General features: G+C 37.8%; 22 protein-coding genes and 1 tRNA gene. 9 read left to right on the top strand and 14 right to left on the bottom strand.

All coding sequences use genetic code 11. From position 1 onward, the window contains the following. Positions 1-16: 16 nt before the first annotated feature. The 4 genes from IPP61_03110 to purD all read right to left on the bottom strand — a co-directional run bounded on the left by IPP61_03110 (position 17) and on the right by purD (position 4190). On the bottom strand, positions 17-706 hold the full coding sequence (locus IPP61_03110) for a hypothetical protein (protein MBL0324163.1): 690 nt from the start codon (positions 704-706) through the stop codon (positions 17-19). A gap of 300 nt (positions 707-1006) precedes the next feature. Next, on the bottom strand, positions 1007-1480 hold the full coding sequence (locus IPP61_03115; protein MBL0324164.1) for a gliding motility lipoprotein GldH: 474 nt from the start codon (positions 1478-1480) through the stop codon (positions 1007-1009). Beyond that, on the bottom strand, positions 1477-2805 hold the full coding sequence (locus tag IPP61_03120) for a Signal peptidase-like protein (protein ID MBL0324165.1): 1329 nt from the start codon (positions 2803-2805) through the stop codon (positions 1477-1479). The genes IPP61_03115 and IPP61_03120 overlap by 4 nt, the downstream gene beginning before the upstream one ends. A 95-nt stretch (positions 2806-2900) precedes the next feature. Then, positions 2901-4190 (bottom strand): phosphoribosylamine--glycine ligase, encoded by a 1290-nt coding sequence (purD, locus tag IPP61_03125; GenBank protein ID MBL0324166.1) that lies wholly within the window; start codon positions 4188-4190, stop codon positions 2901-2903. Between the two features lie 162 nt (positions 4191-4352). Here purD and IPP61_03130 point away from each other — a divergent pair, with 162 nt between their 5' ends. Continuing rightward, entirely contained in the window at positions 4353-5288 is a 936-nt protein-coding gene (locus IPP61_03130) for a polysaccharide deacetylase family protein (protein ID MBL0324167.1), read from the top strand. A gap of 56 nt (positions 5289-5344) precedes the next feature. Here the strand turns inward: IPP61_03130 and IPP61_03135 are convergent, their stop codons facing one another. The 3 genes from IPP61_03135 to IPP61_03145 form a co-directional block, all read right to left on the bottom strand. Then, complete coding sequence (locus IPP61_03135) at positions 5345-5980, bottom strand: hypothetical protein (GenBank protein ID MBL0324168.1); 636 nt, start codon at positions 5978-5980, stop codon at positions 5345-5347. A gap of 96 nt (positions 5981-6076) precedes the next feature. Continuing rightward, positions 6077-7201 carry a hypothetical protein gene (locus IPP61_03140; protein MBL0324169.1) on the bottom strand — a complete coding sequence of 375 codons (1125 nt, stop codon included), beginning with the start codon at positions 7199-7201 and terminating at the stop codon, positions 6077-6079. A gap of 163 nt (positions 7202-7364) precedes the next feature. After that, positions 7365-7832, bottom strand: a complete 468-nt coding sequence (locus IPP61_03145; protein ID MBL0324170.1) for a damage-inducible protein DinB — start codon at positions 7830-7832, stop codon at positions 7365-7367. A 319-nt stretch (positions 7833-8151) separates the two neighbouring features. Here IPP61_03145 and IPP61_03150 point away from each other — a divergent pair, with 319 nt between their 5' ends. Next, on the top strand, positions 8152-9822 hold the full coding sequence (locus IPP61_03150) for a phospholipase (protein ID MBL0324171.1): 1671 nt from the start codon (positions 8152-8154) through the stop codon (positions 9820-9822). A gap of 41 nt (positions 9823-9863) precedes the next feature. Here IPP61_03150 and IPP61_03155 read toward each other — a convergent pair whose 3' ends face one another. Both IPP61_03155 and IPP61_03160 read right to left on the bottom strand, forming a co-directional pair. Beyond that, on the bottom strand, positions 9864-11033 hold the full coding sequence (locus tag IPP61_03155) for a glutathionylspermidine synthase family protein (GenBank protein ID MBL0324172.1): 1170 nt from the start codon (positions 11031-11033) through the stop codon (positions 9864-9866). Positions 11034-11120: 87 nt separating this feature from the next. After that, positions 11121-11759, bottom strand: coding sequence for a hypothetical protein (locus IPP61_03160; protein MBL0324173.1), 639 nt, complete (start codon positions 11757-11759; stop codon positions 11121-11123). A 213-nt stretch (positions 11760-11972) separates the two neighbouring features. Here IPP61_03160 and IPP61_03165 point away from each other — a divergent pair, with 213 nt between their 5' ends. The 4 genes from IPP61_03165 (at position 11973) to IPP61_03180 (ending at position 14248) form a co-directional block, all read left to right on the top strand. Further along, positions 11973-12206, top strand: coding sequence for a hypothetical protein (locus IPP61_03165; protein ID MBL0324174.1), 234 nt, complete (start codon positions 11973-11975; stop codon positions 12204-12206). After that, a complete protein-coding gene (locus IPP61_03170; GenBank protein ID MBL0324175.1) occupies positions 12191-12487 on the top strand; it encodes a type II toxin-antitoxin system RelE/ParE family toxin in 297 nt (98 codons plus the stop codon). Before IPP61_03165 ends, IPP61_03170 begins: the two co-directional genes overlap by 16 nt. A gap of 214 nt (positions 12488-12701) precedes the next feature. Continuing rightward, complete coding sequence (locus IPP61_03175; GenBank protein MBL0324176.1) at positions 12702-13952, top strand: glutamate-5-semialdehyde dehydrogenase; 1251 nt, start codon at positions 12702-12704, stop codon at positions 13950-13952. A 224-nt stretch (positions 13953-14176) separates the two neighbouring features. Beyond that, positions 14177-14248 (top strand) — tRNA-Arg (locus tag IPP61_03180). 250 nt (positions 14249-14498) lie between these two features. Here the strand turns inward: IPP61_03180 and IPP61_03185 are convergent. Then, a complete protein-coding gene (locus IPP61_03185; protein ID MBL0324177.1) occupies positions 14499-15080 on the bottom strand; it encodes a transposase in 582 nt (193 codons plus the stop codon). 287 nt (positions 15081-15367) lie between these two features. On the opposite strand from IPP61_03185, the gene IPP61_03190 reads away from it, so the two are divergent. Then, positions 15368-16309: an alpha/beta hydrolase fold domain-containing protein gene (locus IPP61_03190; GenBank protein ID MBL0324178.1), complete on the top strand. Its 942-nt coding sequence runs from the start codon at positions 15368-15370 to the stop codon at positions 16307-16309. A gap of 117 nt (positions 16310-16426) precedes the next feature. Here the strand turns inward: IPP61_03190 and IPP61_03195 are convergent, their stop codons facing one another. Further along, positions 16427-18841 (bottom strand): ABC transporter permease, encoded by a 2415-nt coding sequence (locus IPP61_03195; protein MBL0324179.1) that lies wholly within the window; start codon positions 18839-18841, stop codon positions 16427-16429. Between the two features lie 243 nt (positions 18842-19084). Between IPP61_03195 and IPP61_03200 the strand changes: the two genes are divergently transcribed. Both IPP61_03200 and IPP61_03205 read left to right on the top strand, forming a co-directional pair. Continuing rightward, positions 19085-19318, top strand: a complete 234-nt coding sequence (locus IPP61_03200) for a hypothetical protein (GenBank protein MBL0324180.1) — start codon at positions 19085-19087, stop codon at positions 19316-19318. Then, positions 19308-19718 (top strand): putative toxin-antitoxin system toxin component, PIN family, encoded by a 411-nt coding sequence (locus IPP61_03205; protein ID MBL0324181.1) that lies wholly within the window; start codon positions 19308-19310, stop codon positions 19716-19718. The genes IPP61_03200 and IPP61_03205 overlap by 11 nt, the downstream gene beginning before the upstream one ends. 2 nt (positions 19719-19720) lie before the next feature. Here the strand turns inward: IPP61_03205 and IPP61_03210 are convergent, their stop codons facing one another. From IPP61_03210 to IPP61_03220, 3 genes are all read right to left on the bottom strand, one after another. Then, a complete protein-coding gene (locus IPP61_03210) occupies positions 19721-22087 on the bottom strand; it encodes an ABC transporter permease (protein MBL0324182.1) in 2367 nt (788 codons plus the stop codon). 27 nt (positions 22088-22114) lie between these two features. Beyond that, positions 22115-24508, bottom strand: a complete 2394-nt coding sequence (locus tag IPP61_03215) for an ABC transporter permease (GenBank protein MBL0324183.1) — start codon at positions 24506-24508, stop codon at positions 22115-22117. Positions 24509-24583: 75 nt separating this feature from the next. Further along, entirely contained in the window at positions 24584-26980 is a 2397-nt protein-coding gene (locus IPP61_03220; GenBank protein MBL0324184.1) for an ABC transporter permease, read from the bottom strand.

Consider the following 26980-nt stretch of genomic DNA (forward strand, 5'->3'; position numbering starts at 1 on the left):
TTTAAAATTTCAGTCTTTACATTGACTTTAAAGTTTTATCAAATGTTTCTTTTATGATCGAAGCCCAAACATCATATCCCTTCTGAGTTTGGTGCAATTTGTCACCTATAAAATATTCTCCAATCGGACGCCCGTCCCCACCGAGATATCTGGTTTCTGTATCGATAAAATGAAGGTTTTTATGAGATGCACAATATGCTGATATCAGGCTATTTGCTTTCTTAGCCTGTGGCCACACATTCCATCTTAACTCCGTGGGTGTAATAGCAATAAAATAAACAGGGGCTTTTCTGTCCTTTTTCCTAATGATTTTTACAGTACTTTTAAACATATCCAAAACCTCCTCCGGTGTTTTATCTTCCTCACTACCAGTGATATCGTTTGCAACAAATATAGCTACAGCCTTAAATTGATGGGGATAAACCAACCTTTTGGTATAAACCAGTAAATCGGAGAATTTTGCACCTCCATAACCTCTTTGGATAACCGGATATGGAGCCATGTCTTGCCTGATATTATTCCATAACCTTATGCTTGAGCTACCAATAAATAATATAGCATCTTTGGGGTCGGTTTCAGTTTTATCTAGTTGTTCAAGTTTTTGTATTTCCGGCTCCCAACTTTTAGCGGCTTCCTGAAACTTTTTTGTAGGCGAGCAAGAAAATAGAATTACAGAAAATGATAAAAGGAATAATATTTTTCTCATAAAAGTATTTTAGAATCTTAAATAATAAGCAAGTGATTTCTATCAATTGCGATTTACTCAACCTGTAATAATGAATACACAAAAATAAACGGATAATTGACATTTCTAAAGAAAGCCCATTAAAATAAAAGAGGATCGAGAAAACTCAGAATCCTGAACCAAAAAATGAGGAAAATTTGGAATATAAACTTTAGATTTTTTTTACTTTCAAACAGATAAAACCAAAAAACTCATTAGTAAATCGGCTGCAATAAAAAGTAAACTGGCAATTATTTAAAAATACCGAAAAAAAAAAGAAACCTATTTGTCAGCTTCAACAATAGCACCAACAGACATCACACCGGGTAGTGGATCAGGACGCATATTGTGACTGATTTTCCATTTGTATTTTCCGGGTTTTGGAAAGCGGAATTTTTGGAGGGTGGGGGCTTTAAATTTATTGTCAAAAATATCACCTAGCCCATCTCCTTTAGGTTTTCCTGATTTTTGGTCAAATAAAACCAACTCATCCATGGTTTTTACCAAAATGGTGCTATCTGAACTTTCAAGCTGTTGGTTGATATAAATATTGAAATATGGATATGACACTGAGTTTCTTATGAGATAATGAAACCCGTAAGTTTTGGAAACATCTTTAATATCAAATTCAAATACCTGCTGATTGGCCAAGAGCCATTCGGAATTTTTAAAATCATTGATTTTTTTAAAGTCAGAACTTCCCTGACAAGCCATAATAATCAGGGCGAAAAAAGATATTATTTTCAGATTTCTCATATTGGCTTTTCAGGTCGGTTTTGATTATTACGATTCTTTTTCCTTTTCTTATTCCGGCGTTCGGGATTCGGCACACCCTCTGCATTGACACTAGACTGATTTGGTGTAACAACCGGTGCAGCAGGTTTGGTTTCTAATCTTGGCCCTTTATTTTGAGGCTGATTTTCAGGTCGGTTATTGGGCTTTTTATTAGGCTTCTTTTTGGTGTGATATTTTCTATCCAAACGCTCCAGATCATTGTTGATACTGGTTGGTTTTGACAGTTCTGCATCGGTAATCACCATCAAGTTCTCTAATCCCAGTGGTTTTTTCCCATCTTTATTCATCTTTTGTATCTCCGAAACCTGAGCACAAGGTATTGGGAACCAGTTGGTATCATTAGGATAGCTAAACCACATGATCCGGCGGAAAATATCTGTTTTTTGAAGTGTTGCGTCACCTTTCTCGGTTTGAAGTGGCCGCTCCACTGCGGGTATATCTTTTATGGCGTCGATGTATGTTTCCAACTCATAGTTGAGACAACACTTCAGTCGTCCACACTGTCCAGAAAGCTTTGCGGGATTGAGAGAAAGATTTTGATATCTGGCGGCAGCGGTAGGGATAGTTTTAAACTCTGACAACCATGTGGAACAACAAAGCTCCCGACCACATGAACCGATACCTCCAATTCGGCCGGCCTCCTGTCTGAGGCTTATTTGCCTCATCTCAATCCTTACTTTAAATTCGCCTGCAAGTGTCTTAATAAGTTCTCTGAAATCGACACGGTCATCGGCAGAATAATAGAATGTAGCTTTGGAGTTATCAGACTGAAATTCTACCTCCGAAAGTTTAAGATTGAGTTTTAACTCTTTGCATATTTCACGTGTACGATACATGGCTACCAAATCACGGTTTATAGCCAAAGTATGTTTTTCGAGGTCTTTTTCAGTAGCTAACCTATGTAAAACAGGTAGTTCATCTTCCTCTTTGATGCTTTTTTTTGCCAGCTGAATCCTCACCAACTCTCCTTGCATAGAGACCGTACCGATATGATAACCGGTAGGCATTTCACATACCACAAAGTCACCGGTGTAAAGCTCAATTTTGTGAATATTTTTGAAATATTCTTTTCTTCCGCCTTTAAATTTTACTTCTATAACAGAAAATTTTTCAACGGTCGGAATGTGCATATTTGATAACCAATCGAAGGAATTCATCTTGGTGCAACCACCAGAAGAACACCCTCCGGCAGTTCTGCAACCGGCAGTATCGATATGATTTGATTTGTCTTGAGGGAGTCCTTTTATACTACCACAACCTCCTGTTGAACATTGTCCACAAGCCATTAGAATTTATATTTTTAACCTTTTGAAAGCCGTATTTTATCAAAAATTCAATCAAAAGGGTCTGATATCCATATTTACTTAAAAGACAAAACTAATTATTTCTTGAAATAATTCATCAAATCCTGTCCAATATCTTTTCGGAAGTACTTCTTTTTAAACTTTACCTTCCTGGCCATTTTTTGGGATTTTCTGATAGCGGCAGCCATTGTACGAGCCATTCCTGTGAGGGCAATCACCCTTCCACCGTTGGTTACAACCCCTGTGTCGGTCACCTGGGTGCCTGCATGAAAAACTATTGCGTCTTTTTCCGCTTCCGGGATTTCCATCAAATCACCTTTTTTGTATTCTTCAGGATAGCCGCCTGCAACCACCATTGTTGTTACGGCAGTTTTTGGGTTGATATTGAGCTTGATTTTGTCTAATTTCCCGTCTGCAGCAGCAGTCAAAAGCCTGATCATATCGGTTTTGATTCTTGGCAGTACCACTTCAGTTTCAGGATCACCCATGCGGGCATTGTATTCAATAACCATTGGGTTTCCGTTGTCATTCATAAGCCCAATAAATATGAAGCCTACATAATGAATTCCCTCTGCCTGCAGGCCGGCTAAAGTTGGTTTTACCACCAACTCCTCCACTTTTTTGATAAAATCGGCATCGGCAAACGGGACAGGCGAAACTGCTCCCATGCCTCCGGTATTAAGACCCGTATCCCCTTCTCCTATTCTTTTATAATCTTTGGCTTCGGGCAGAATCACATAGTTTTTCCCATCAGAAAGCACAAAAACTGACAATTCTATTCCTTTCAAAAACTGCTCAATGAGGACTTTATCTCCGGCCGAACCAAATTTCCCTGCTGTCAGCATTTCGGTCAGGCTGGCTTTGGCTTCATCACGACTTTCGGTGATAATTACGCCCTTACCTGCAGCGAGGCCATCAGCTTTTAAAACATAAGGACCATTTTGACTGTCAAGATAGGCAAGTCCTTTTTCAAAGGTTTCTTTAGTAAATGTTTCTGAAAAAGCTGTAGGAACACCGTATTTTTGCATAAAAGCCTTGGAAAAGTCTTTTGAGCCTTCCAATTGTGCTCCTTTTCTGTCGGGGCCAATAATTTTAACTTTTTTGAGTTGTTTGTCAGCATTAAAATAATCCACGATTCCTTTAACCAAAGGATCTTCGGGGCCAACCACCACCAATTTGATACTTTCTGCCAAAACCAACTCTTTAATTTTAGGAAAATCATCGACTTTAATGTTGACATTGGTTGCGATGGTAGCAGTTCCGGCATTTCCCGGAGCTACGAAAAGTTTTTCGCAATTTTTAGATTGAGTTATTTTCCACGCAAAAGCATGCTCTCTTCCTCCCGAACCTATGATGAGTATATTCATTATCTTTACTTTGAACCACATGCACTGGGCTATGGATTATGATTTTTACGCAAAAATAGGGATTGACAAGGGGAATAAAAAAAATGGGCCGCTTCTATGAGAATTAAATTGCACTTTAATCGTTTATTTTTCAACAAAAATTAATTTCTTAAAAAATTCCGGATGAAAAAGACCTTTATTTTTTCTTTTACCTTTCTTTTGATTTACGTTTCGTCTTTTAGTCAAAAAAAACAGATTTGTATAACCATTGACGACCTGCCGGTGGTAAATTATGGGATTAAAGAAATAAAATACCAAACCACACTTACTGCTGATCTTTTGGCTCATTTACAGAAAAAGAAGATTCCGGCAATTGGTTTTGTAAATGAAATGAAACTTTTCCCAAATGATAATTATTCTGAAAATCAAGTGGATATATTAAAAATGTGGCTAAATGCCGGTCTGGATCTGGGAAATCACACTTTTGCACATAAAGATTACAACAATACACCTTTTGAAGAATATACTGAAGGAATTCTGAAAGGTGAAAAAATCACGAAGAACCTTCTGGAAGAATCTGGCAAGAAAATGAAATATTTCAGGCATCCGTATTTGCATTTGGGCTCTACAAAAGAAAAAGCCGATTCATTGAGTAAATTTCTTTTTGTTCATGGATATACAGTGGCTCCCGTAAGTATTGATAACGAAGATTATCTGTTTGCAGTGGCCTATCACAGACTTTTGAAAAAAAATGATAAGAAAACCGCCACCAAACTTGGGGAAGACTACCTAAAATACTTGGAAGAAAAACTCCTGTTTTATGAAAGGCAATCAGAAAAACTATTTGAAAGGAATATTTCTCATATTCTATTGCTTCATGCCAATAAACTCAATGCCGATTATCTTGGAAAATTGGCTGAAGTGTTTCTGAGACATGGTTATGAATTTGTTTCTTTAGAAAAAGCACTGGAAGATCCGGCCTATCAGACTCCAATTACAAAATATGGTCGATATGGCATTTCCTGGCTTGACCGCTGGGCACTTTCTGCCGGAAAAACCGGTGACTTTTTTAAAGGTGACCCGGAATCACCGGAATACGTAAAAAAACTGGCAGAATAAGAAAAGAGGCCTGATTTTTTGATCAGACCTCTTTATTTTTTTAAAAGTATTAAATTTTATTTATCACTAAAAACCGAAACTTTGTTTTTAGAACCATCCTCAAAAACTGCCTCGACACCTACCAATCCAAACTTGTGATTGGCGTAATATCTGATTTTCTGAAGCCCCGGCATGGCATTTCCCTGTTCTTCAATCTGGAATACTTTGATACCCATAAACCCATAGGCATAATCGTCGGTAGTTGATTTGGCAACAACCTCTCTCACAATTTTGTTTCCATTGATTGTACCTTCGTATTTATCGCCCACCTTGGCATCATAATCAATGAGAGTGAAGTTTTTCCCTTCATGAACCGACTGTATGCCCTTGTCGGTCACACGACCCGAAAAGCTAATTTCGGCGGTATTTCCGTTAACGTTTTTAATATAAGGAAAAGTGTCCTTCCATTTAACGAGAGTTGGGTTTGTAACTGCAACCTTAACTGTCGTAGTAGAAACTCCGTCTGATACATTGGTCACTTCTCCATCTGAAACACTAACTCCGGAGAGAGTGGTATATAATCCAAAAGTATTTCCCATCTCGGTAAGGGCAAGTGGCTCTCCGCCTATGGTTTTATCAGAACCCACATCTGATTTTTCACAAGCAAAAAGCCCTAAAGTCAATATTATACCTGAAAAAAGTTTTGCTTTCATAAATTTTGATTTGATGCATTAAACCTATCTCAATTCATCTGACTAAACAATGACCATAGGCAGGCTTTATGAAATACGGTAATTTTAAGTTTAAGTTTAGATTTTTATTTCTCTCTGAAAAATCCTGTAGCGTTTATTTATTTCACCTCCAAATTTTGTCATTTTAGCATGCGTTTTTAGATTATCTTCCAATATCAAATGGCTTTTTACAGTTTTGATTCCTGCTTTTTTAATGGCCTCAAAATATTCCAGACTCAACCAATAATCCAAACCCATATTGCGATATTCTTTTTTGATGCCTCCAATCATCAAAATCAATTCTTTGGATTGCTGTTGTGACCTCAGAATTTTCCAAAAACCTAAAGGAAATAGCCGGCCATTGCATTGTTGTATTCCCTCAACAATGTCAGGAAAGCCAATCACAAATGCTACGAGCTCCTTTTTCTCATTTAAAACACCCTTCATATATTGAGGTGAAAGCAATAGAATAAATCTTTTGACCAGTAAATCAATGTCTTTTTTACTCATTGGGGTATGGGCATAGATTTCGACAAACAACTCATTGATAAGATTAACCGCAGGTCTGAGATACCGCCAAACGCCAAATCGTGTTTTGAAGTTAAGAATTTTCAGGTTTTGATGTAAATGCTTATACGAAAGATACTTTTGGTACAATTCCTCAGGATATTTTTCGGGCACTTCAATTTTAAATGAAACCAAATCGGTTTTCTTTTCAAATCCCTCCAGTTTCATAAAATCAATCATGAAAGGGAAATTAACATTGGTCATGATCAGGGGAGGATTATCAAGACCTTCCAATTCAAAACCTTGTGGTTCTTTATCAGAAAATCCAAGAGGCCCCACCATTTGAGTACATCCAAATGACTTTGCCCAATTCTCTACAGTTGCGAGTAATTCATGGACAATTTCAATACTTTCAATGGATTCTATGTAACAAAACCTGGCATCCTTTAGCCCATGCCTTTTATTGTATTTTTCAGGAATCACTCCCATGATTCTACCAAGGACTTGGTTTTCATTCATAGCCAGAAACATTTTTACATGATTTCCCTGGAAAGAATGATTCTTCTTTTTACTAAAAAATATTTTATCGTCAGAATAAATCGGTGGCAACCAACCTATGTGGTCTTTGTGCAAAATATAAGGAAAATCTATAAATTGATTTAAAAGTTTTTGATCAGTAACCTCAACAATCTTCACGTTAATTTTTTTTGAAAATTTAGCCCTGTAATCATCTCAAAAAACTGACAGGTTCGACTTTTTTATATGATTCTGGTTGGAATCAGGATAGTTTCAACAAAAAACACCCGATTTGCAAACGAAATTTTACAAATCGGGTGTTAATCAGGGTAAAACTTAAAACTTATCTTTCCCAAAAAAACGGAGGTTGAATACCCAGTGCACGTAAATACACATACCCTTGCCCACGGTGATGAATTTCATTTTCGATAAAATAAGTGATGCTTTCCAAAGCAGAAGAGGTATACTGTCCAAATAATGTATGAACTTCTCTAAATTTTTCATGGGTAATTTGAGGCCACATTTCATTGATTTTTTCAGTAGATTCGTCCCAAATCTTCAAAAAGTCATCTTTGGTTTTAAGATTTTCGAAAGCATCGTTAAATGCTTTTACTTCCCCACCCAGAATTTCATTAAGACCCGGAACAGCAATGGCGAGAAATTCCTTGGTTAGATCTGCAAATGGCCTCATGCCGCCAATAGAGAATTCAAAAAAATCTTTTTCCGGAAAAAGTTCGATAACCTTTCTGGTTAAACGACGATTGCCCTGCCAGTTGGCCAGAAGTTCGGTCGGAGTGATAATTTCTTGCATAGTTTTTCAAAATTTGTGCTCAAAAACGTCGAGCTGTTTTAAAATCATTTGAAACAAAACTATACCGACGTTCTGACAACCTTATGTCAGCAGTGTATGATAAGTTTTAAAAAAATTGAAAAACAGAAAATAACTTTATAATTTTTCAGATTGAATTGGATAAGAAATTTTTCAGAATTAAATCAATTAAAATTGAGTAATACTCCGGTTTTCTGGATAAAAAAGTATTTTTTTTGGTCTTTTGATTGGTTATTTAAAGAAATATTTAAAAATTCGCAGATTACAAAAACACTAATAAAGATTCCTAATAATGAAACTAATGAAGTTGGGGCTATGGACAGCCATTTTGACCTTCACTATTCAATCAACATTCAGCCAAAAACTCAAAACCGGCCCTCAGGTATTAACATTTCATTCCGATGTTGATGACACCGAGCAACCTTACGCAATATATATTCCGAAGGCATTTTCAGAAAAAAAAACTTACCCATTGGTGGTTATGTTACATGGAGCAGGTTCTAACCACCGTCTGGCATTGAGAAGAGTATTTGGAAAAAGTAATTCGGAAGGTGAGAATGATGTTGAAGCAAGTATTTATTTCCCTAAATGGAAAGATGTGGAATACATTGTGGTTTCACCCCTGGCTCGTGGCACAATGGGCTATCAGGGAGTTGCTGAAAAAGATGTATGGGATGTAATTGCTGACGTAAAAAAACGTTTCAAAATTGATGAAAACCGCACCTATCTCACCGGCCTCTCCATGGGCGGTGGCGGCACCATGTGGATAGGATTGACAAGACCCGATTTCTGGGCGGCAATTGCCCCTGTTTGCCCTGCACCGCCAAAAGGCACAGAAATTTATCTCGAAAATGCCACTAACCTTAATGTTCATTTTTTCCAGGGAACCGATGACCCCGCCGTAAAAGTAGAAGGAACACGAAAATGGGTGGAAGATTTTAAAAATGTAGGTTCCAAAGTTACCTATATTGAATACCCCGGGGTGAAACATGACAGCTGGGTAAATGCCTACAAGGATGAATTTATATTTGGTTGGTTTGATAAATTTACCCGGGACCCCTATCCTTCCAAAGTGAAATTTACAACTGCTCAACTCAAATATTATAAGGCATATTGGGTTGAAATCGTGGACAAAACTGTTGGTCAGGTGGCCAAAGTAAATGCCCATTTTAAAAATAAAAATCAATTAGATATTACAACCGAAAATATTAATGTTCTTTCGATTGATATTTTGGATCATCCAAATTTTAACAAAAAGTCTGCGATGCAACTCAATATCGACGGACAAAATCTTTCAGTATTCGGTTTGACCAATGGTCAGGTATTGATAAAAACCGGCGACAAATGGGCTGTAGGAAAAAGACCAGAGATGAGTGCATTGAAAAATCAAAAATTGGAAGGCCCTTTGAGTGAAATCATCGCCGATCGTCAGATTTATGTATATGGTACCGAAGGTAATCCCGGCAAAGAAGAACTAGAAAAGAGAAGAAAAATAGCTGAACAGGCCGCTGACTGGAGTTTTTACCGGGGCGATTTCCTGGGTCGGGTGATGGTGTTTCCAAGAGTTTTGTCTGACAAAGAGGTTAGACCATCAGATATTGAAAGGTCAAATCTGATACTTTTTGGAGATGCCTCCACCAATAGCATCATCGCCAAATATGCCGATAAACTTCCTATGAGTCTCAAGAAAGGAAACGAAGCCAGCCTCACCTATATTTATCCCAATGGCAAAAAATACATTATGATCAATTCAGGGCTGCCTTTCTGGGAAATCCCCGATAATGCCACCGGACTGGCGGCTTTACTGCGATCAAGCTCAAAGGTGGGTGTTTTGCAAGGTCTTGGAGACTGGGTGCTGTTTGACAGTGACATCAAAAAGGTAATTGGTACTGGTCTTTTTGATAAAAACTGGCAATTGACCGAAAAAGACAAAGAGCTTTTGAAAAATAGCGGAAAAGTGGATTTGAAATAAAAATAAAAACCTCGGCTCAATTAAAAAAGCCGAGGTTTTTTTTACACCACCACATGCCCGCAAAACTGTGCTTTATTATCTATTATCTGTCCTCCTTTCCGATAACCAAGTCCGCAAGCTTCACCTGAGACAAAAACTCCCGCCTGATAATGATTCCCACGGTCATCTTTCAGAAACTCTACATATTGCTGGTACACCATTTTTTGCCGGTCATATTCACCCGTAGTAAAATTTTCGACCGAGCCCCCTTCTCTCATGATTTTCACATTGGCACCTTCCCTACCCAGCATCACTTTTTGCACCTGAGCCTTGTTTTTCAAGGGTTCAAACGCGGTTTCGAGCAATAGCGGGTGATTGGGATATAAGTCCCAAAGGATTTTCAAAATTCCCTTTGACTGAAACAGCATGGTATAGGCAGGATTCATGACTACCGTTTTGCCCGAAATGACCAGCTCAGTCAATATTTTCAAAAGTTCCGGTTCATCCCAGGCCATAAATTCCCAGGGAATGAGTTTAAACCAAAAATCATATCGGGTAAAAGTGGAATCAGCATTTTGAATAAAAATACCTTCCGCAGGCGAAAATTCCACACCCGTAATGTATTCATGTGCAACCTCAAATCCCGCCTCTTTGGCAGCTTCCATCAATACTTGCACATTGGAATAATCCTCCGGATAGCCCTCCATCGATGTAAAAAGTATAGCAGGTTCTTTTTCAGGATTGGCCTCTTTAATCTCTTCAAATGAGCTTACCAATGTTTCGTATAAAGTGTTAAACTGACTTTCTTCATCCAGGCCATTGGCTTTCAGGGCCGCCCATTGCACCAGAGCAGTTTCGGGAATACAAGTGGCAGTATCGGCATTAAATTCTATCAATTTGATCGATTTTCCATCCAATCCACCTGCCAGGTCAAACCTCCCATACAGATGCCATTTTTTGTCATTTTCCCATGAATACCGGATCACTGGCACCAATGCCGCCGGTATCCCCAAATCTTCATATAAATCGTGGTCAATTACATATTGGGCGGCCGCTGTAAACATTTCATACAGCTCATTTGTCGCTTCGAAATATCCCTCCGCTTCCTGTTCACTTACTTTGACCAGGGCATTTTCTACGTAAGGAAGGGTGTCTTCGCCTAATATCCACTCCCAGCCTTCGGCTTTTAACTGAGCCAAAGGACTATTATTTAGTTCTTGAAATTTCATGATTTGACCTCACCCCCCGGCCCCTCACCAGAGGAAATGGGGAGAATAAGTGATTTTTAAAATGTTGATTTTAAGTAAAGTGTAAATGTTTTACCCTCTAAAGCCTCCTCTGGAGCTGCTTCCAAAGAAACCACTTCTGCCACCTGATGGTCTTGAAACCACAGTACGTGATTTTGAAATTGACTCATGCACAGTATTTGACTTTTGATAAGCCGACTCATTGGAATAATACTGACCACGATTAACTCCCCCCCCGTAATATCCCGAAGAACGTCGGTCATCACGACCTAAATCCTGACGATACGACGAGTAACCCGGACTCATGGTACGACCCAAAAAGTAGCCCATCCCACCATAAAGCAAAACATTTGAAAGGCCATTATGATGCCCAATCCCAGCCTGGTTGGTTGCGATTTCTTTATCTATAAGTTCTTTGGATTTTTCTTTTGAGAGCACTTCCTGATGCCCGTCCAGGTAAGTAATGATGGCCTGGGAGCTGTCTGCGGGCACATCGATTTCATCGGTAATCTTAAATTCACCCGGTGCTACTTCTTTTATATATGTTTTTACACCCCGGGCGTAAGATTCCGTCACTTCGTAATCCCCCTCACTGTCATTATTATTGCTACAACTTTGCATGGCCGCACCTTGCCCCAACAAAAGCAGAGCCAAAGCCCCGTTGATACTGATATCCTTGGCTTTTCGGATAAACGTGTTTGATTTTATCATTTTTAATTTCTAAAAAATTGAGCGTCAAAGGTCTGATATTATTTCCTACAAAAGAAGAGAAATTAGAGGAAGCAAGGCTGTAAGTTTATGAATGGTTAAAATTAAGGTAGATACAAATAATTTTTCTAAGAGTTTAGTTATCCAAATAAATCTTCAGTAACTTACTTTTTTTAAAAATTCAATTATTTTTGAGTATTAGAATTTCGATTGAATATGAGTATTGCAGAAATAAAAATTGATTTAATTAATCAGATAACTAATATTACTGATAAGGTTAAACTGAATGAAATTAAACAACTTATTAATTTTCAATCAGATAACATCGCCTATATAACAAGTACTGAAGAGAAAATCGCTATTTCAGAAGCTCAAAAACAAATACAAGATGGACTTGTTTTCACGCACGATGTAGTTCAGAAAGATTTTGAAAAATGGCTAGGAAAATAATTTGGACACTAAAAGCCAAAAATGAATTAATTGAAATCTTTCAATATTGGAACGAAAGAAATCAATCTACAAACTTTAGTCAAAAACTAAACGAGCTTATAAATGATCAATTAAATTCTATTTCACAATTCCCAAAATCTGGAAAAAAAACAAATCTTGAAAAAGTTTACCTAAAAATTATTCATCAATATCACCTCTTTTATCAAATTAAAGAAGATTCAATTTATATTTTGACCATCAGGCACACAAAAAGAAACCCAAAAACAATTACTTTCAAGTGATTTTGCAGAATCAATCTAAAATTGGTTTTGGGCAGCCGGGCGGGTGCTCGCTACTCGCTTTCCCTCCTAATCGTCGGGAAGAGCTCAAACAGACCGCTCGCCCCCTGCTGCATCTTAAACTTCACATCTTCCTCGTTTTATTACCAATTCAAAGATTTTCATTATTCAGTCTCAACAAGTTTTACGAAATTTGTACAAAAAATATAACGTAGGAATGGAAAGTATCGAAGGGCTGTTAAAAAACACGCACCGCAGTGCCAAACTACTCAGAAGACTCAGTCACGATCAAAAATCGATGATTTTGTTGGACTTGAGCAGTCTTTTGTTGGAAAACAGGGCGGAAATAATCGCAGAAAACCATAAAGACCTCGAGCGAATGGACTCCACTGACCCCAAATACGACCGTCTGCTTCTCAACGAAAAAAGAATCGACAGTCTGGCAGCTTCACTTCTCGACGTGGCCAAACTGGAGGACCCTTCTGGTAAAATACTTTCTGAAAAAACATTGGAAAATGGCATAAGACTCGAAAAAATCGCTGTTCCAATGGGCGTAGTGGGTGCTATTTTTGAGTCCCGCCCCAACGTAACTATTGACGTGGCCGCACTGTGTATCGCATCGGGCAATGGTGCTATTCTGAAAGGAGGAAAAGAAGCCGAATTTTCCAACAAATTCCTGGTAAGCCTTATCAAAAGAGCATTGGGAAACCATGGCGTTTCGGGAGATGCAGTTAACTTATTACCCACAGACAGAAAATTCCTGACCGAACTACTGGAAGCAACCCGATATGTTGACCTCATCATTCCACGGGGTTCTCAGGGTTTAATTGACTTTGTAAGGGCTAATTCCAAAATCCCAACTATCGAGACCGGAGCAGGGGTTTGTCATACTTATGTAGAAAAATCGGCGAAATTGCCTATGGCTGCCGACATCATCGTCAATGCACGTGCCTCACGTCCTTCGGTTTGTAATTCGCTCGATTGTGCCATAGTAGATGCCGCAATCTTAGACGAACTCGCACAGCTCCTAAAAGCCGGACTTGAAAAATACAAAGTTGAGGTGTATGCCGACGAAAAAGCCTTTATATCCTTTAAATCAGCAAACTATCCTTATCTAAAACACGCCCGGGAGGAAGACTTTGGTAAAGAATGGCTGGATTTTAAACTCAGTGTTAAAACCGTTTCGACTCCTGAAGAAGCCCTTGAGCATGTAGAAAAATACAGTTCGAGGCATTCTGAGGCCATCATCACCGAAGACCATGACCTGGCCGAAAGATTCCTTAATGAAGTGGATGCCGCTGCAGTTTACCACAATGCCTCCACGCGGTTTACCGATGGCGGGGAGTTTGGTTTGGGTGCCGAAATCGGTATTTCAACCCAAAAACTACATGCCCGCGGACCATTTGCCCTCGTAAAACTGGTGACCGAAAAATGGGTCTGTCGTGGCGACGGGCAAGTAAGATGGTAAGGAGATTGGCGATTGATTCGGTTTTGGATCGACGATTTTGAAAGTGCTGATTTTTGAAATAGTGAAATTTGCTTGTGGATTTTTTTTCTGGGTTTTTTTTCGGAAATTTGCACCCACAAAAACATGGTCCCATAGTTCAACGGATAGAAGCAACGGTTGCCCCCGAGTGTTTCCTTAACATTGGATATGGGTGCGGAAAAAAAAATAGTTAAAATAAAAATAAAGGTCCCGTAGTTCAACGGATAGAATAGTTGTTTCCTAAACAATAGATCCAAGTTCGATTCTTGGCGGGATCACGAAGCTCTTAGAATTCTGAGAGCTTTTTTTGTGAATAGACGTTACCTAAACTTTAGAGGTGGCGGTGCGACGACTCGCTGAGATGAGCTTTGGGACCACGGAAATGCTACCAGCGATGGTGGTCTTTTTTTGTTTTCACCTTTAAATTGATTTACTAATATAAAATTGTACTTTTGAACGGGTCGAAAAGAGATGGAATAATATCAAAAGTAGGTCAGCACCGAAGGTCAGACCGGACTTAAAACCTATTTATTTCATTAAATACAAAGGACTAGCATAACCCTTATTAAAATCTTCCAAATCTTCCATACTAAGCTGAAATACCTCTTTACATCGTTCAATATCAACAAGTTTCCCATTTCTTAAACCGATCAAATCACGAAATGAACTAAAATGCCAATCTTGTAGCTTAGAAACCAATTTACCTTCAAGCGGATTACTCAAAACATAATAAATCAGGTTTTTCAGATATGAAGCATCCATATTATCCGCCAATTTAAATTTTGTCTTTTGTCTGAAAAGTGACCCTGTCCTTTTGTATTTTTTATTAAAATTCTGAGCGTATTCGCTCAAAATCAATCTGAAGGCGTTCGTGATTTTTGTCAAATTCAGACTGCCAATTTTTACTTTTTCGTTACAATTTTCATCCGTGAGAATTATAATATGAAAATGGTTGGGCATCAGACAATAGGCCAATATTGTGCAATGGGGTTTTAGATGGAATCCCAATTTTCGAAGGAAAATAAGGTAATCATCCTTGTCTTTAAATGTAGTTTCCCTATTATTCCCCTGATTATAAATGTGATATATCGAATTATTGTAAAATTCCATGGATGTACTTTTTTGATTATCTTTTCAAAAATACTACGAAAAAAATTCAATCCAAATTCAGGAAATCTTAATCGGGTCTGACCTTCGGTACCGACCCAAATTCAATATTTATCAGTCAGACCATTTAACAAAAAAAAGGTAAAATAAGCCGAAAGAGATTGTAATTCAGTAAAAAAATCATCTTAGGTTACAGGCGTTTTTCACGAAAAAGTTAATATTAAATTCAAATTATTTAAACGTGTCAAAAATACACTATATTTGAATTTTCAACCTTAAAATATCAGAAAATGAAATTAAGTATTAAAAAATTAATGAAATTGGCTTTTGTGCTTTTAGCTCTTTCAATTTCGAAAGTTGCTTTAGCCCAAGATGGAACCATTTATCCTTTAGAAACCCCAAAAGAGCCTAATGCGATTCCATTAGGAACTGGTGGAGTTGAAAATCAACCTGCATCAGAAACTTGGTTTAAGCAGTGGGGCGATCCCATGGCTCGTAACATTACCAAAGCCACTTTGACACCATTTTTGCCGGAACCGGGAAAGGCTAATGGAACAGCCGTAATTGTGGCCCCGGGTGGAGGTTTTAGTTGGTTATCACTCGGAAATGAGGGCTGGGAAGTGGCAGAAGCTCTTGCCAAACAAGGTGTTGCAGCTTTCGTTTTGAAATACAGACTTAACCCAACTCCTGAAAAACTCGAAGATTTCACGGCATGGATGAATCGCCCACGAACTCCAGCTCCTGCACCAACTGATGGTTCAAAGGCACCTTCGCCACCACCAGCTCCTCAGCGAAACCTGGATAATCAACTTCAGGATGCTGAAGCGGCCTACGCCATGATTATCAACAGAGCCCAAGAATGGGGTGTAGATACCAAAAGAATCGGAATGATTGGGTTTTCTGCTGGTGCGGGACTTACCATGCATTCTACTTTGCACTCTAAAACCATGAAATTGGCGTTTATCGGGCCGATATACGGTGGAATGGGACCAGTTGAAGTTCCAAAAAATGCTCCGCCGATGTTTAATGTAATTGCTTCTGACGATTTTCTTTTTAGAGGACAATTTGGTGTGATTGATTCCTGGTACAAGGCAGGTATTCCAGTAGAATTTCACCTTTATCAAAATGGCGGTCACGGTTTCGGTCTTGGCAATCCCAACCGCACTAGCAACAAATGGTTTGATGCCTTTATGCATTGGTTAGATGTGAATCAGTTTTTGGTGGCGAAATAAATATTCTTTGCTTTCTTAAAAGATGGTAGGGTACAGACTGTATTCTACCATTTTTATTTTCCAAGATTTAAAAGACTGAATGTATTATCGTTATAATATACTAATTACACTGGGTACCTAATCCACCTTCAAACTCTTAACAGGATTAAGCATGGCTGCTTTTATGACCTGAAAACTCACCAAAAACAAAACCAAACCAGCGAAAACTAATCCCACAGATAGGAATGAAACCCAGGACAAATCAATGCTGTAGGCGTAGTTTTCCAGCCATTTTTTCATGGAAAACATAGAAAAAGGCAATGCAAAGAGTACCGCAATGAGGATCAAAACTGAGAATTCTTTGTTGAATAGATTGACAATACTCAAAGTGGTAGCTCCTAATACTTTCCTGATTCCTAGTTCTTTAGTACGGCGAACGATACTTAGTGACACTACACCCAAAATGCCCAAAAGAACAATAAAAATGGCTAGAATCGTAGCTAACTGGGCCGCTTTTTTCAGTTGGATTTCGGTTTGATATAGTTTTTGGAGCGTTTCATCAACAAACTTGTATTCAAATGGAGCATTGGGTAAAAGGGTTTTCCATTTGGCTTCAATGTTTTTAAGAGATTCAGTAGGATTTCCAGGCTGGATTTGGAAATTCAAATATCTGAAGAAATTATTGTCACGCACATGCATGAAGGCCACAGGTCCGATGGCTTTGTGCATCGACTCAAAATGGAAATTTTTACAAACTCCTGAAATAGTGAAAATTGAAGTTGTAGAATGCATCCTTATATTTTTTCCAACGGCCTCTTGGGGATTTTTATAACCCAAAGATTTGGCTGCTTCTTCGTTCAATACAATCTGCCCAGTTTGATAAGCCTTTCCATCGGCATTGAAAAATTGACCATCTAGCATTTTGATTTTATAGGTTTCGGCAAACTTTTCGTCGGTAACCAATAAAGGTGTAAAGACCGCATCGGTTGAGTCCTGCCCCACTTTGTAAATTCCGTTTGTCTGTCCAAAATTTCCATCGGGAATTACCCACGAGAGGCTGGCACTTTTTACTTCTTTCAATTTCGCCATTTCATTTCTAATGGTTTCCATTTTGGCCACACCTTCAGGTGACCAATCGCGAGGCACTTTCACACTCAAAACCGAGGATTTGGTGTAACCCAGGTCTTTGGTAAAGAAATAGTTGACTTGTTTTGAAATAACCAAGGCCCCGCCAAAAACGAAAATGGCAACAGAAAATTGAGAAACTATCAAAGCCCTCCGGAAGAACACGTTTTCTTTTACGGATTTCAACTTCCCTTTCATGGAATCAACCGAGGGTAAAGTTGACAACACAAAAGCAGGGTAAATACCTGATAGAAAACCAATAAAAAAGGCCAAACCTAATCCCGTCAGATAAAAAAATGGAGATGCCGTAAAGATAGAAACGATGTCTTTTTCTAAAATCCCTCCAAAAACTGGGCGGAAGATTTGATACAAAACGAGCGAAAACAAATAGCTAAACAAAGCAATGAGGATGGATTCTGCCAAAAACTGAAACAACAATTGTTTTTTTGTACTCCCCATCACTTTTCTCACGCCAATTTCTTTTAGTCTCGTAGAAGCCGCACCTACAAAAATATTGACATAATTGACCACCGACATCAGCAAAATAAAAAGAGCCACCAAAGACAAGGTCCAAACCGTTTTTCTGACCAAACCACCATTTCCTTCTTGGTAAACATCTTTTATGGGAACTAATTTCGGTATAAGGTTTTCACTGATTTCCGGTGTAGAATGGGTAGCTACCAATCTAGAAATGGCTTTTTCTACCGCTTCAGGCTTAACGCCTTCTTTTAGTTCTAAATAGTTGGCAATGTATGGATTAAACCAGGAGTCATATTGATTTCTTCCGAAAAAATTGGCACTATTAAATGACATGATAACAGGGAGACCGTTCTCTGTTGCGGTAAGATTGGTGATGGAATTGAAAGGTACTTTATCTAAAACACCGGTTATCGTAAATTCAGCTTTTCCACCTGAAAAAGACTCCACTGTGAGTGAATTTCCGACTACATCGGTCTTTCCAAAATATTTGATGGCTTGTTCAGAAGAAATCACCATAGAATTGGGCTGGAGCAAAGCTGTACGGCTATCACCATGAAGAAGTGGGAAACCATACATACCCAAAAATGTGGAATCGCCCAGCTGAACGCTTTCCCGGAAGACTTTTTCTCCTTTCGAAACCACCGTCGAAACGCCATCAAAACGATAATAATTGGACACCAAATTGGGATAATTGTCTTTGAGAGCCTTTGCCACTGCACCCAAGGCCGTGATTTCGATGCCCATGTTTTCCTTTTTCCATTTGCTCTGAATCATGTATTGGTTTCGAGCATTTTTCAGGCTACTATTGGTTTGCCATTCACCCCAAACATAGCTCCCAATCAAAAGCGAAAAAGTAAGGCCAATTGAAAGACCAAAAATGGTAATAAAAGAATAAAACCTGCGTTTTTTGAGGTTTCTCCAGGCGATTTTCAGGTAGTTTTTGAGCATTTGCAAAAAGAGAAGTTTCGTTTATTAAAGATAAAAAACAAAACCAAAGAACTAAAATGGCTTAACTTTATTTAACTAAAAAATACTTTCACAGTACATCCTAAATTAACATGCAATCGATTATTTTTTATTGAAATAGTAAATTGAATTGATATTTAGTTTTCTTATTGAACTCACTTCATTTCAATCACAATTACTTAGAAAAATTAAATCTTTATTATATTTGTTCAAAATGATATAGATATGGAAAGGATTGTCTTAGAAGTTGGAGATACCACGGCAAAAAAATGGCGTTTTACTTCTCAAAAAAGAAGGGAGGAGATTGCCAAAAAGATTGAAATAAATTTAGCTAAAGAACTTATGAATGAATCAAAAGAAGAATTCAAAATGTTTTTAACTGATTTAAGAGATACCATGAAAAACAATGGACTTACCGAGGAAGCACTTTCGGAAATATTAAAAGATAATGACGAATAAATTTGTTATCGATACCAACACACTCATTAGTGGTTCTCTGTTTGCAAATTCCACAACAAGTTTGGCCATTGATAAAGCACTAGAAATTGGTGATTTTTATTTTTCAAATGAAACTTTCGAAGAATTTATCAGCGTTTTATTTCGACCAAAATTTGACAAATATTTTACTGATGAAAACCATAGATGGCTTATTATTGATAGATTTGAGAGGTTTGCAAAATTCAAGAATCCTGAGATTGTAATAGCAGATTGCCGCGATCCAAAGGATAATAAATTTTTAGAACTCGCTTGTACAATTAATGCCACTTGCATCATCACCGGCGATGAAGATTTATTGATTTTAAACCCTTATAAAAAAATCCTCATATTAAATTCTTCTCAATTTATTGAAAAATTCTAAGCTCACTCTGTTTTCAAACTTCTCACAGGATTCATCAAAGCGGCCCTGATTGAATAATATCCAACTGTAAAAAGTGCCACGGTTAATATGGAAATAAAGAAAACCCCCATCAATCCCAGATTTAAACCAGCATAATAGGTAAAAACACTTGCTAAAAACCAGTTTTCGATTATTCCGATCGGCAATGCGATGAGTCCGGCAAGTACCAGTAATTTTACAAAACCCCATGAAAGTGTTTTAACTATATTCATTACCGAAGCCCCCATAACTTTCCTGATTCCGATTTCCTTGATGCGTTTTTCGGTACTATAAGTCACCATTCCCAGCAATCCCATTACAGCAATTACAATGATAACGAGAGTTGCTATTCCCATCATTTTCATGTCTTCTGAGGGATAGTATCGGTCATAAAGGTCTTTCTCAAACCATGAATAACCCAATTCCTGAAAAGGATAATGTCGCTTCCAAATGATTTTCATTTCATTTAAAAATGCATCCTGTGGTGTTTGTTGCCTGGTTTTTATGTTAATAACAGAAAACTGTGCAGGATTGTATTGAAATACAACAGGCTCTTTTTTAAACTGATAATTGAAATGACAAAAGTCTCTGACCACCCCCGCGACCTGGAGTTCGTTTTTTGAATTGTTAAGATATACAATCTTTCCTATTGCTTCCTGAGGTGAACCTAATTGCAACCTCCTGACGGCCTGTTCATTAATTAAAACAAAATTTCCGGCTGAGTCTGACTGAGAAACCGGAAGGTTATTACCCGCAATAAATTTCAGTTTCATGTTTTCAATAAAACCGGCATCCGCAGCATAATAAAAGGTAGATTTATTTTCTTCGTCTGATTTCGTTTTTATGGCGAATTCTGAAGTGATTCCACCAAAAGGCACCGAAACAAATCCTATTTTTTCTACATTCTTATTTTTTGAAATATCATTAGCCAAAATTGAATAGTTTTTGTCTGCAAGTGACAAATTAAAAATGCCTTTTCTGTTAAAATTATCATTTTCGGTGGCCATGTATTCAAATTGATTATACAAATGGCCTATCATAAAAATAAAACCAAGCGATGCCACAAACTGAATAACTATCAATACTTTACGAAATCCAACTTTCCCAAAAGAAACAGGTGAGAGTGTCCCCTTCAGGACTTTCACGGGTTGAAACCCAGACAGAATCCAGGCAGGAAGACTTCCCGCCAGTACTCCTACAAACAATGCAAACAATATGAAACCTATCCAAATCAAGGTCTGGTTTTCTACCTCCCACGTAACCCAGGGCACCGGAATATAGGTTTTAAGAAACTGCAGGATTAACACTCCTAAAAACAATGAAAACAAAGCGACAATAATTGCCTCAGCTATGAATTGAAGCACTAGCTGACTCCTTAATGCCCCAATAACCTTACGAACTCCCACTTCCCTGGACCGACTTAGAGACCTTGCCAAAGTGAGATTGGTGTAGTTAAAGCCTGCCAAAAGCAGAATCATTAGCGGAATTGAAAAATTAAAATAAATGTCCTGTAAATCTTCAACATAGGGATTATTTCTAAGATCTTCAGTATTAGGAGAAATATCACTAAGAGACTGAGCTCTGAAACTATTAGATTTTTTTGAAGAGGCAATGAGTAAATTGGACTGTTTCGAAATATTCTTTAAGGCCAATTCCAAAGTATGAACTTGTGCTTTTTGGGCAATTTTCACAAAAGTAAAAGTCTCTAATGTAGCCCAGGAAGAAGGTTTTAATTGAAAATCGTGAAATTTCTCGTAAGTAGCCATCGAGACCATCACATCACTTCTGAATTGGGTACCCTTTTTAAAAGCCTTCAACACACCCGTTATTTTAAAAACACCATAAGTCGGATGTGTTAACACCTGACCTATCGGGTTGGCATCACCATAAAACCTTTGGGCGGTTTCATGACTTAATATCAAACTATTGGGCTCAACCGGAACAGCACCATTATCGATTTTAAAACCAAAAATCTGGAAGAATGATGGCTCAACATATATCGTATTGACGTTTAAGTTTTTAAGTCTGTTATTGAGCTCCCAACCATATTCCCGTACCACTTTGGTTGAGTTTTCAATTCCTGAATAATTATTTTTAATTGTCTCTGACAGCAGATATGGAGATGAAGCAAAATGATTTAAGCCATCCTCGGTACTTTTTTCATCGGTTATTATTCTAAAAATCCGGTCAGAATCAGGATGAAAATTATCAAACTCAAAAGCCCCCTGTAGGTGCATAATAGACATCAGGGCAAAAGGAATGGCCAGACCAAGACCTAAGATATTTATTACTGAAAAGAGTTTATTTTTCCAGAGATTTCTAAACGCTATTTTTATATAATTTCTAAACATTTTTTTTCGGAAAAAGAAAAATGATTTTTACTCTGACTTCAAACTTTTCACAGGGTTCAGCAATGATGCTTTTATGGACTGAAAACTTACTGTAAATATGGCCACAGTCAATGTAAATAATCCCGCCACTAAAAACGCCCACCAAGGCATATTGATGTGATAGCTAAACTCATTCAACCAAGTGTTTAAATAAAACCAAGACAATGGAGCCGCTAAAAGAAACGCCAGCATTACTAGTTTTATAAAACTGAAAGAAAGTAAACCCACAATACTAGAAATGGAGGCACCCAATACCTTTCTAACTCCAATCTCTTTGGTTCTTTGTTCGGCCATATAAGCTGCTAAACCAAATAAACCCAAGCAGGCTATTAAGATGGCAACCACCGAAAAGAACAAAACTATGTCAGAGGTTTTTTTCTCAGCGGCGTACAATTTTGCTACGGCATCGCTTAAAAACGTATATTTAAAAGCTGAATTGGGTAAGTTTTTTTGAAAAATAGATTGAATGGTTGCTAAATTTTGGCTTAAATCACCTCCTTCCACTTTTATTAAAAGATTTGGCCTTCCTTCAGATGGTTGATTATGAAATCCATAAGCACCAATAGGTTTATGGAAGTCTTCGAAATGAAAATCCTCTACCACGCCGACGATTTGGGCGTTGTTCCAACCGAAAAGATTGTAGGCGGTTTTACCTATTGCTTGTTCGGGGGTATATCCATAAAATTTAATGGCAGATTGGTTCAAAACGACCTGCACCATGGTATCCTTAGGAGAAGTTTTAGGAATAAAAGCTTTCCCAGCCAAAAGTTTCAGACCCAGCGTTTCGAATATCTCGGGTGAGCTGTGATTGGTTTGAACCGAAAAGTTGTTTTCGGGTGCTTCGGGTTTTGTCATGGCTCTCAAACTTCCCGACTCAGCCGGTAAAACTTGTGTCCTGGCCAGGCTTTTTACAAAACTTTGAGATTTCAATTCATTCATCAAGCCATCAATCTGTTCTTTACTTTCGGCAGCTTCAGTTGTAACACTTATGATTTGTTTTACCTCATAACCGAGGTTTTTGTTTTGCATAAAATGAAGCTGATTGTAAAAAACTAAGGTGCATATAATTAGAACAATAGAAGCGGAAAATTGCAAAACAACCAGCCCTTTTCTTATACCTTGTGCCGACACTAAATGGTTTTCTTTTCTGCCAAACAATGACAACGGTGAAAAAGAAGAAATCAAAAGTGCAGGATAAGAACCAGCCATAACCGCCAAAACTAAAGTAGAGACAGCCAATGTTGCTAAAACTTTCCATTGCAAAAGTTCTGTTATAGAGACTTGAGTATCGGCCAAATTATTAAAAAAAGGAAGTGCTAAAACCAAAATTATTAGACCCACTACTGTTGAAAACAAGACCATCAGAAATGATTCTGCATAAAACCGCTTGATTAAACTCCATCGAGATGCTCCCATTACTTTGCTAAGACCCACTTCTTTTTGGTTTTTTTGAGACTGTGCAGTAGCCAGATTCATGTAATTTACGCAGGCAATAATAAGTATCGCCAGTGCCAAAGCTATCAAAATTTTCACTTGATTGGCATCACCTGACTGCGTGGTGCTCGAGATAGAAATATGAGTGGAATAGAGATGGATATCTTGCAAAGGTTGTAACCAAAATTTAAACCATTGCTGGTCTTTAGGAATATTTTTGTCTAAAACTGCATTTATTTTTTTTGTCAAAGAGGCCAAATCAATGGCTTGATTTAATAGAAAATAGGTCTCGTAGCTGGCATTGCTCCAATGAAGTTCTTTGGATGCCCATTGGATGGTGCTAAATGAACCCAACATTTCAGCATCAAGGGTAGAGTTGTTGGGTAAGTCCTCAAAAACCCCTGTAACAGTTACTGTATAATCATTATCAATTTTCAGGGTTTTACCAATTGGTTTGGTTTGTCCAAAATATTTTTCAGCTTTTGATTTGCTCAATATGATTTTATTGGGAGCGTCTAATGCTGTTTTTGGATTCCCTTCAATAAGATTTATGTCAAAAATATTCAACAGTTCGCCGTCTGTCCAAAACAATTTATTTTCAGAAAACTTGTCGGTATCGGTATTTACAAAGGCCGTTTTGCCAAAAGAATGTCCCAAAATACGGGCAAAAGATTTTATTTCTGGTAATTCCTTGGTCATGGTAGGCCCTACAATATTGGGTACTGTAGCCCATTCATATTGTTGTCCATCAAAACTGGCTGTTTGTCCTATCCTTACTATATTTTGGTAATTTTTGTTGTATTTATCAAAAGATAGCTCTTGATTAATAAACAAAGTTAGGAATAGAAAAATAGAGACACCAACTGCCAAACCCAAAAGATTGAGGAAAGAATAAACGCCGTTTTTCTTTAAATTCCTCCAGGCGATTTTGAAATAGTTCTTAATCATAATTTTAGTTTTTTTTAAAATGAATCTGTGCGTCTGGCATCACAAAAAACTTATATAAAGCATATTATACTTATTTTACTCCGTTTTCAAACTTTTCACCGGATTCATCAAGGCCGTCTTTATCGAATGCCATGACACTGTGAGCAAGGCCACCACAATGGTTACCAATGCCGTAAATACCATTATCATAAAATTGAAATTTTCTCTATACGGATAATTTTCCAGCCATTTGGTTGAAGCGAAATAGGCCAACGGAAACGAAAACAGGAACGATAAGGCCACAAGTTTCAAAAAATCTTTGGAGAGCAAGGCCACTACACTGGAAACGGTTGCTCCCATCACTTTTCTGATTCCAATCTCTTTCATGCGTTTTTCGGCAGAAAGTGTAGCCAGACCAAACAGACCGATACATGAAATAAAAATGGTCAGAATGGCACCGAAAAGCATGATTTGCTTCCATTTAGCCTCCGATTCATAGTTTTTAAGGTTTTCACTTTCCTTAATTTTGAAATCATAAGAATTGAGCGGAAATAATTTTTTAAATGAAGCCTCAATGTGCTTAAGGGTTTTGGTCTCCGAGCCCGGTTTTATTTTGACGAACATCATCCCGTATTGGTTGCCGGGTTTCATTGTAAAAAGTTGAGGTTCGATGGACTGATTTACCGATGCGAAATGGTGATCTTTTACCACACCAATTACCTGGTATTTGGCGTTATTGTCATACCAAAAATTTACAGTCTGCCCGATTGGATTTTTCCAGCCAGCTTGTTTTACAAAAGTTTCATTTACAATAACTGATTGGGTAGAATCAGTTGGATAGTCAGGTGAAAAATTCCTTCCTTGTAAAACTTTGATTTTCAATAAAGGAATATATCGGGTATCCACCGTTTCGTAGGCAAAATTCATCTGTTTCTCCCCATTGACCTTGGCGATTGTTCCCCATGAACCCCCATTTTTAGATGCGGTTTCAACAATATCTGGATTTTGAAGCAATTCATCTCTGAATAATCTGGCCTCCTGATGCGTCAAATTCCATTTCCCTACCAAAATCAGATTTTTATCCTCATAACCCAGTTCCTTTTTTGTAAGAAAATTAAATTGAGAAAAAATCGTAAGTGTAGAAATAATGAGAAAAGAGGCCAGTCCAAACTGTAAAACCACCAGACTTTTCTGCAATAAATTTTTACCGGATAGCATGAACCTGCCATACAATGTAGCCACCGGACTAAAACCCGACAATACTATCGCCGGATAAAAACCAGACAAGAAACTGGTTATAATAAATAATAAAAAATACCCTGCAATAAGCTTATAATCAAATAAATAAGACAAAGCCAAAGATTTATTTGCCAGAAAATTGAATTTAGGCAAAACTATCTGTACCAATACCAAAGCAAAAATAAAAGAGGCAAAACAGAGTAAAAATGACTCACTCATAAACTGCCAGATTAACTGCTTACGATTACTCCCGACCACTTTTCTTACTCCTATTTCTTTTGCTCTTTTCAAAGACCGGGCAACCGTAAGATTGATGAAATTGATGCAGGCAATCAAAAGAATAAAGGCGGCAATTCCACCCAACAAATAAGAGAAAACGGGATTACTGGCATCCTGAAGGCCATTGGTAGCAACATAGTCGGTGCTGAGATGCATGGCTGACATGGGTTGCAACAAATAGCTGACCTTTTCTTTTACGCCAAACTGATCCTGCATCCGCTTATATGCATCCCGGGAATCTTTTTCAAAAACCAGCTTCATTTTAGCTTCAACCTGACTTTGTGTGGCCTTTGGGTCGATTAATACAAACGTATTCTGGAAAAAATTGAACCAGTTGTCACCATTTTTGTATTCCTCAGCAGCAACTATGTTGGGCAGCAAAAAATTGAATTTGATTGAAGAGTTTTGAGGGCATTTTTTAGAAACTCCTGTGATTTGATATTGCACAAATTTATCATCTTCGCTGATTTCCAAATACTTACCCAAAACATCTGTTGAATGAAAATATTTTTCAGCCATTTCTTCCGAAATCACTATACTTTTTGGATTTTTCAGAGCCGTATGGGGGTCTCCACTTAGCATTGGAAAAGTAAAAACCGAGAAAAAAGTGCTGTCAGCTGCCAACATTTCTTCACTTTTGACTTCCTGATTTTGCTTGATATTTCTAAAATCACTCTTAACCCGCACAAATTCACGAATCTCGGCGATACCCTCTTTGAATTTTGGCCCCTGAAAATGTCCGGTATTTCCATCTTTGCTCTTGACACTTCCATCCGGATTGGACCATTGATTTACAACACGATAAATGTTGGGATTATTCTCATGAAATCGATCATAACTGACCTCATCTTTACTGTAAAGAAGTATCAGCATGGCAGCAGAAAGCCCAATCGAAAGACCCAGCATATTGATAATGCTGTACACCTTATTTCTGGAGAGATTCCTCCACGCGATTTTGAAATAGTTCTTTATCAT

This window comes from Cytophagaceae bacterium, from assembly GCA_016722655.1.
Taxonomy (GTDB): Bacteria; Bacteroidota; Bacteroidia; order Cytophagales; family Spirosomataceae; genus Leadbetterella.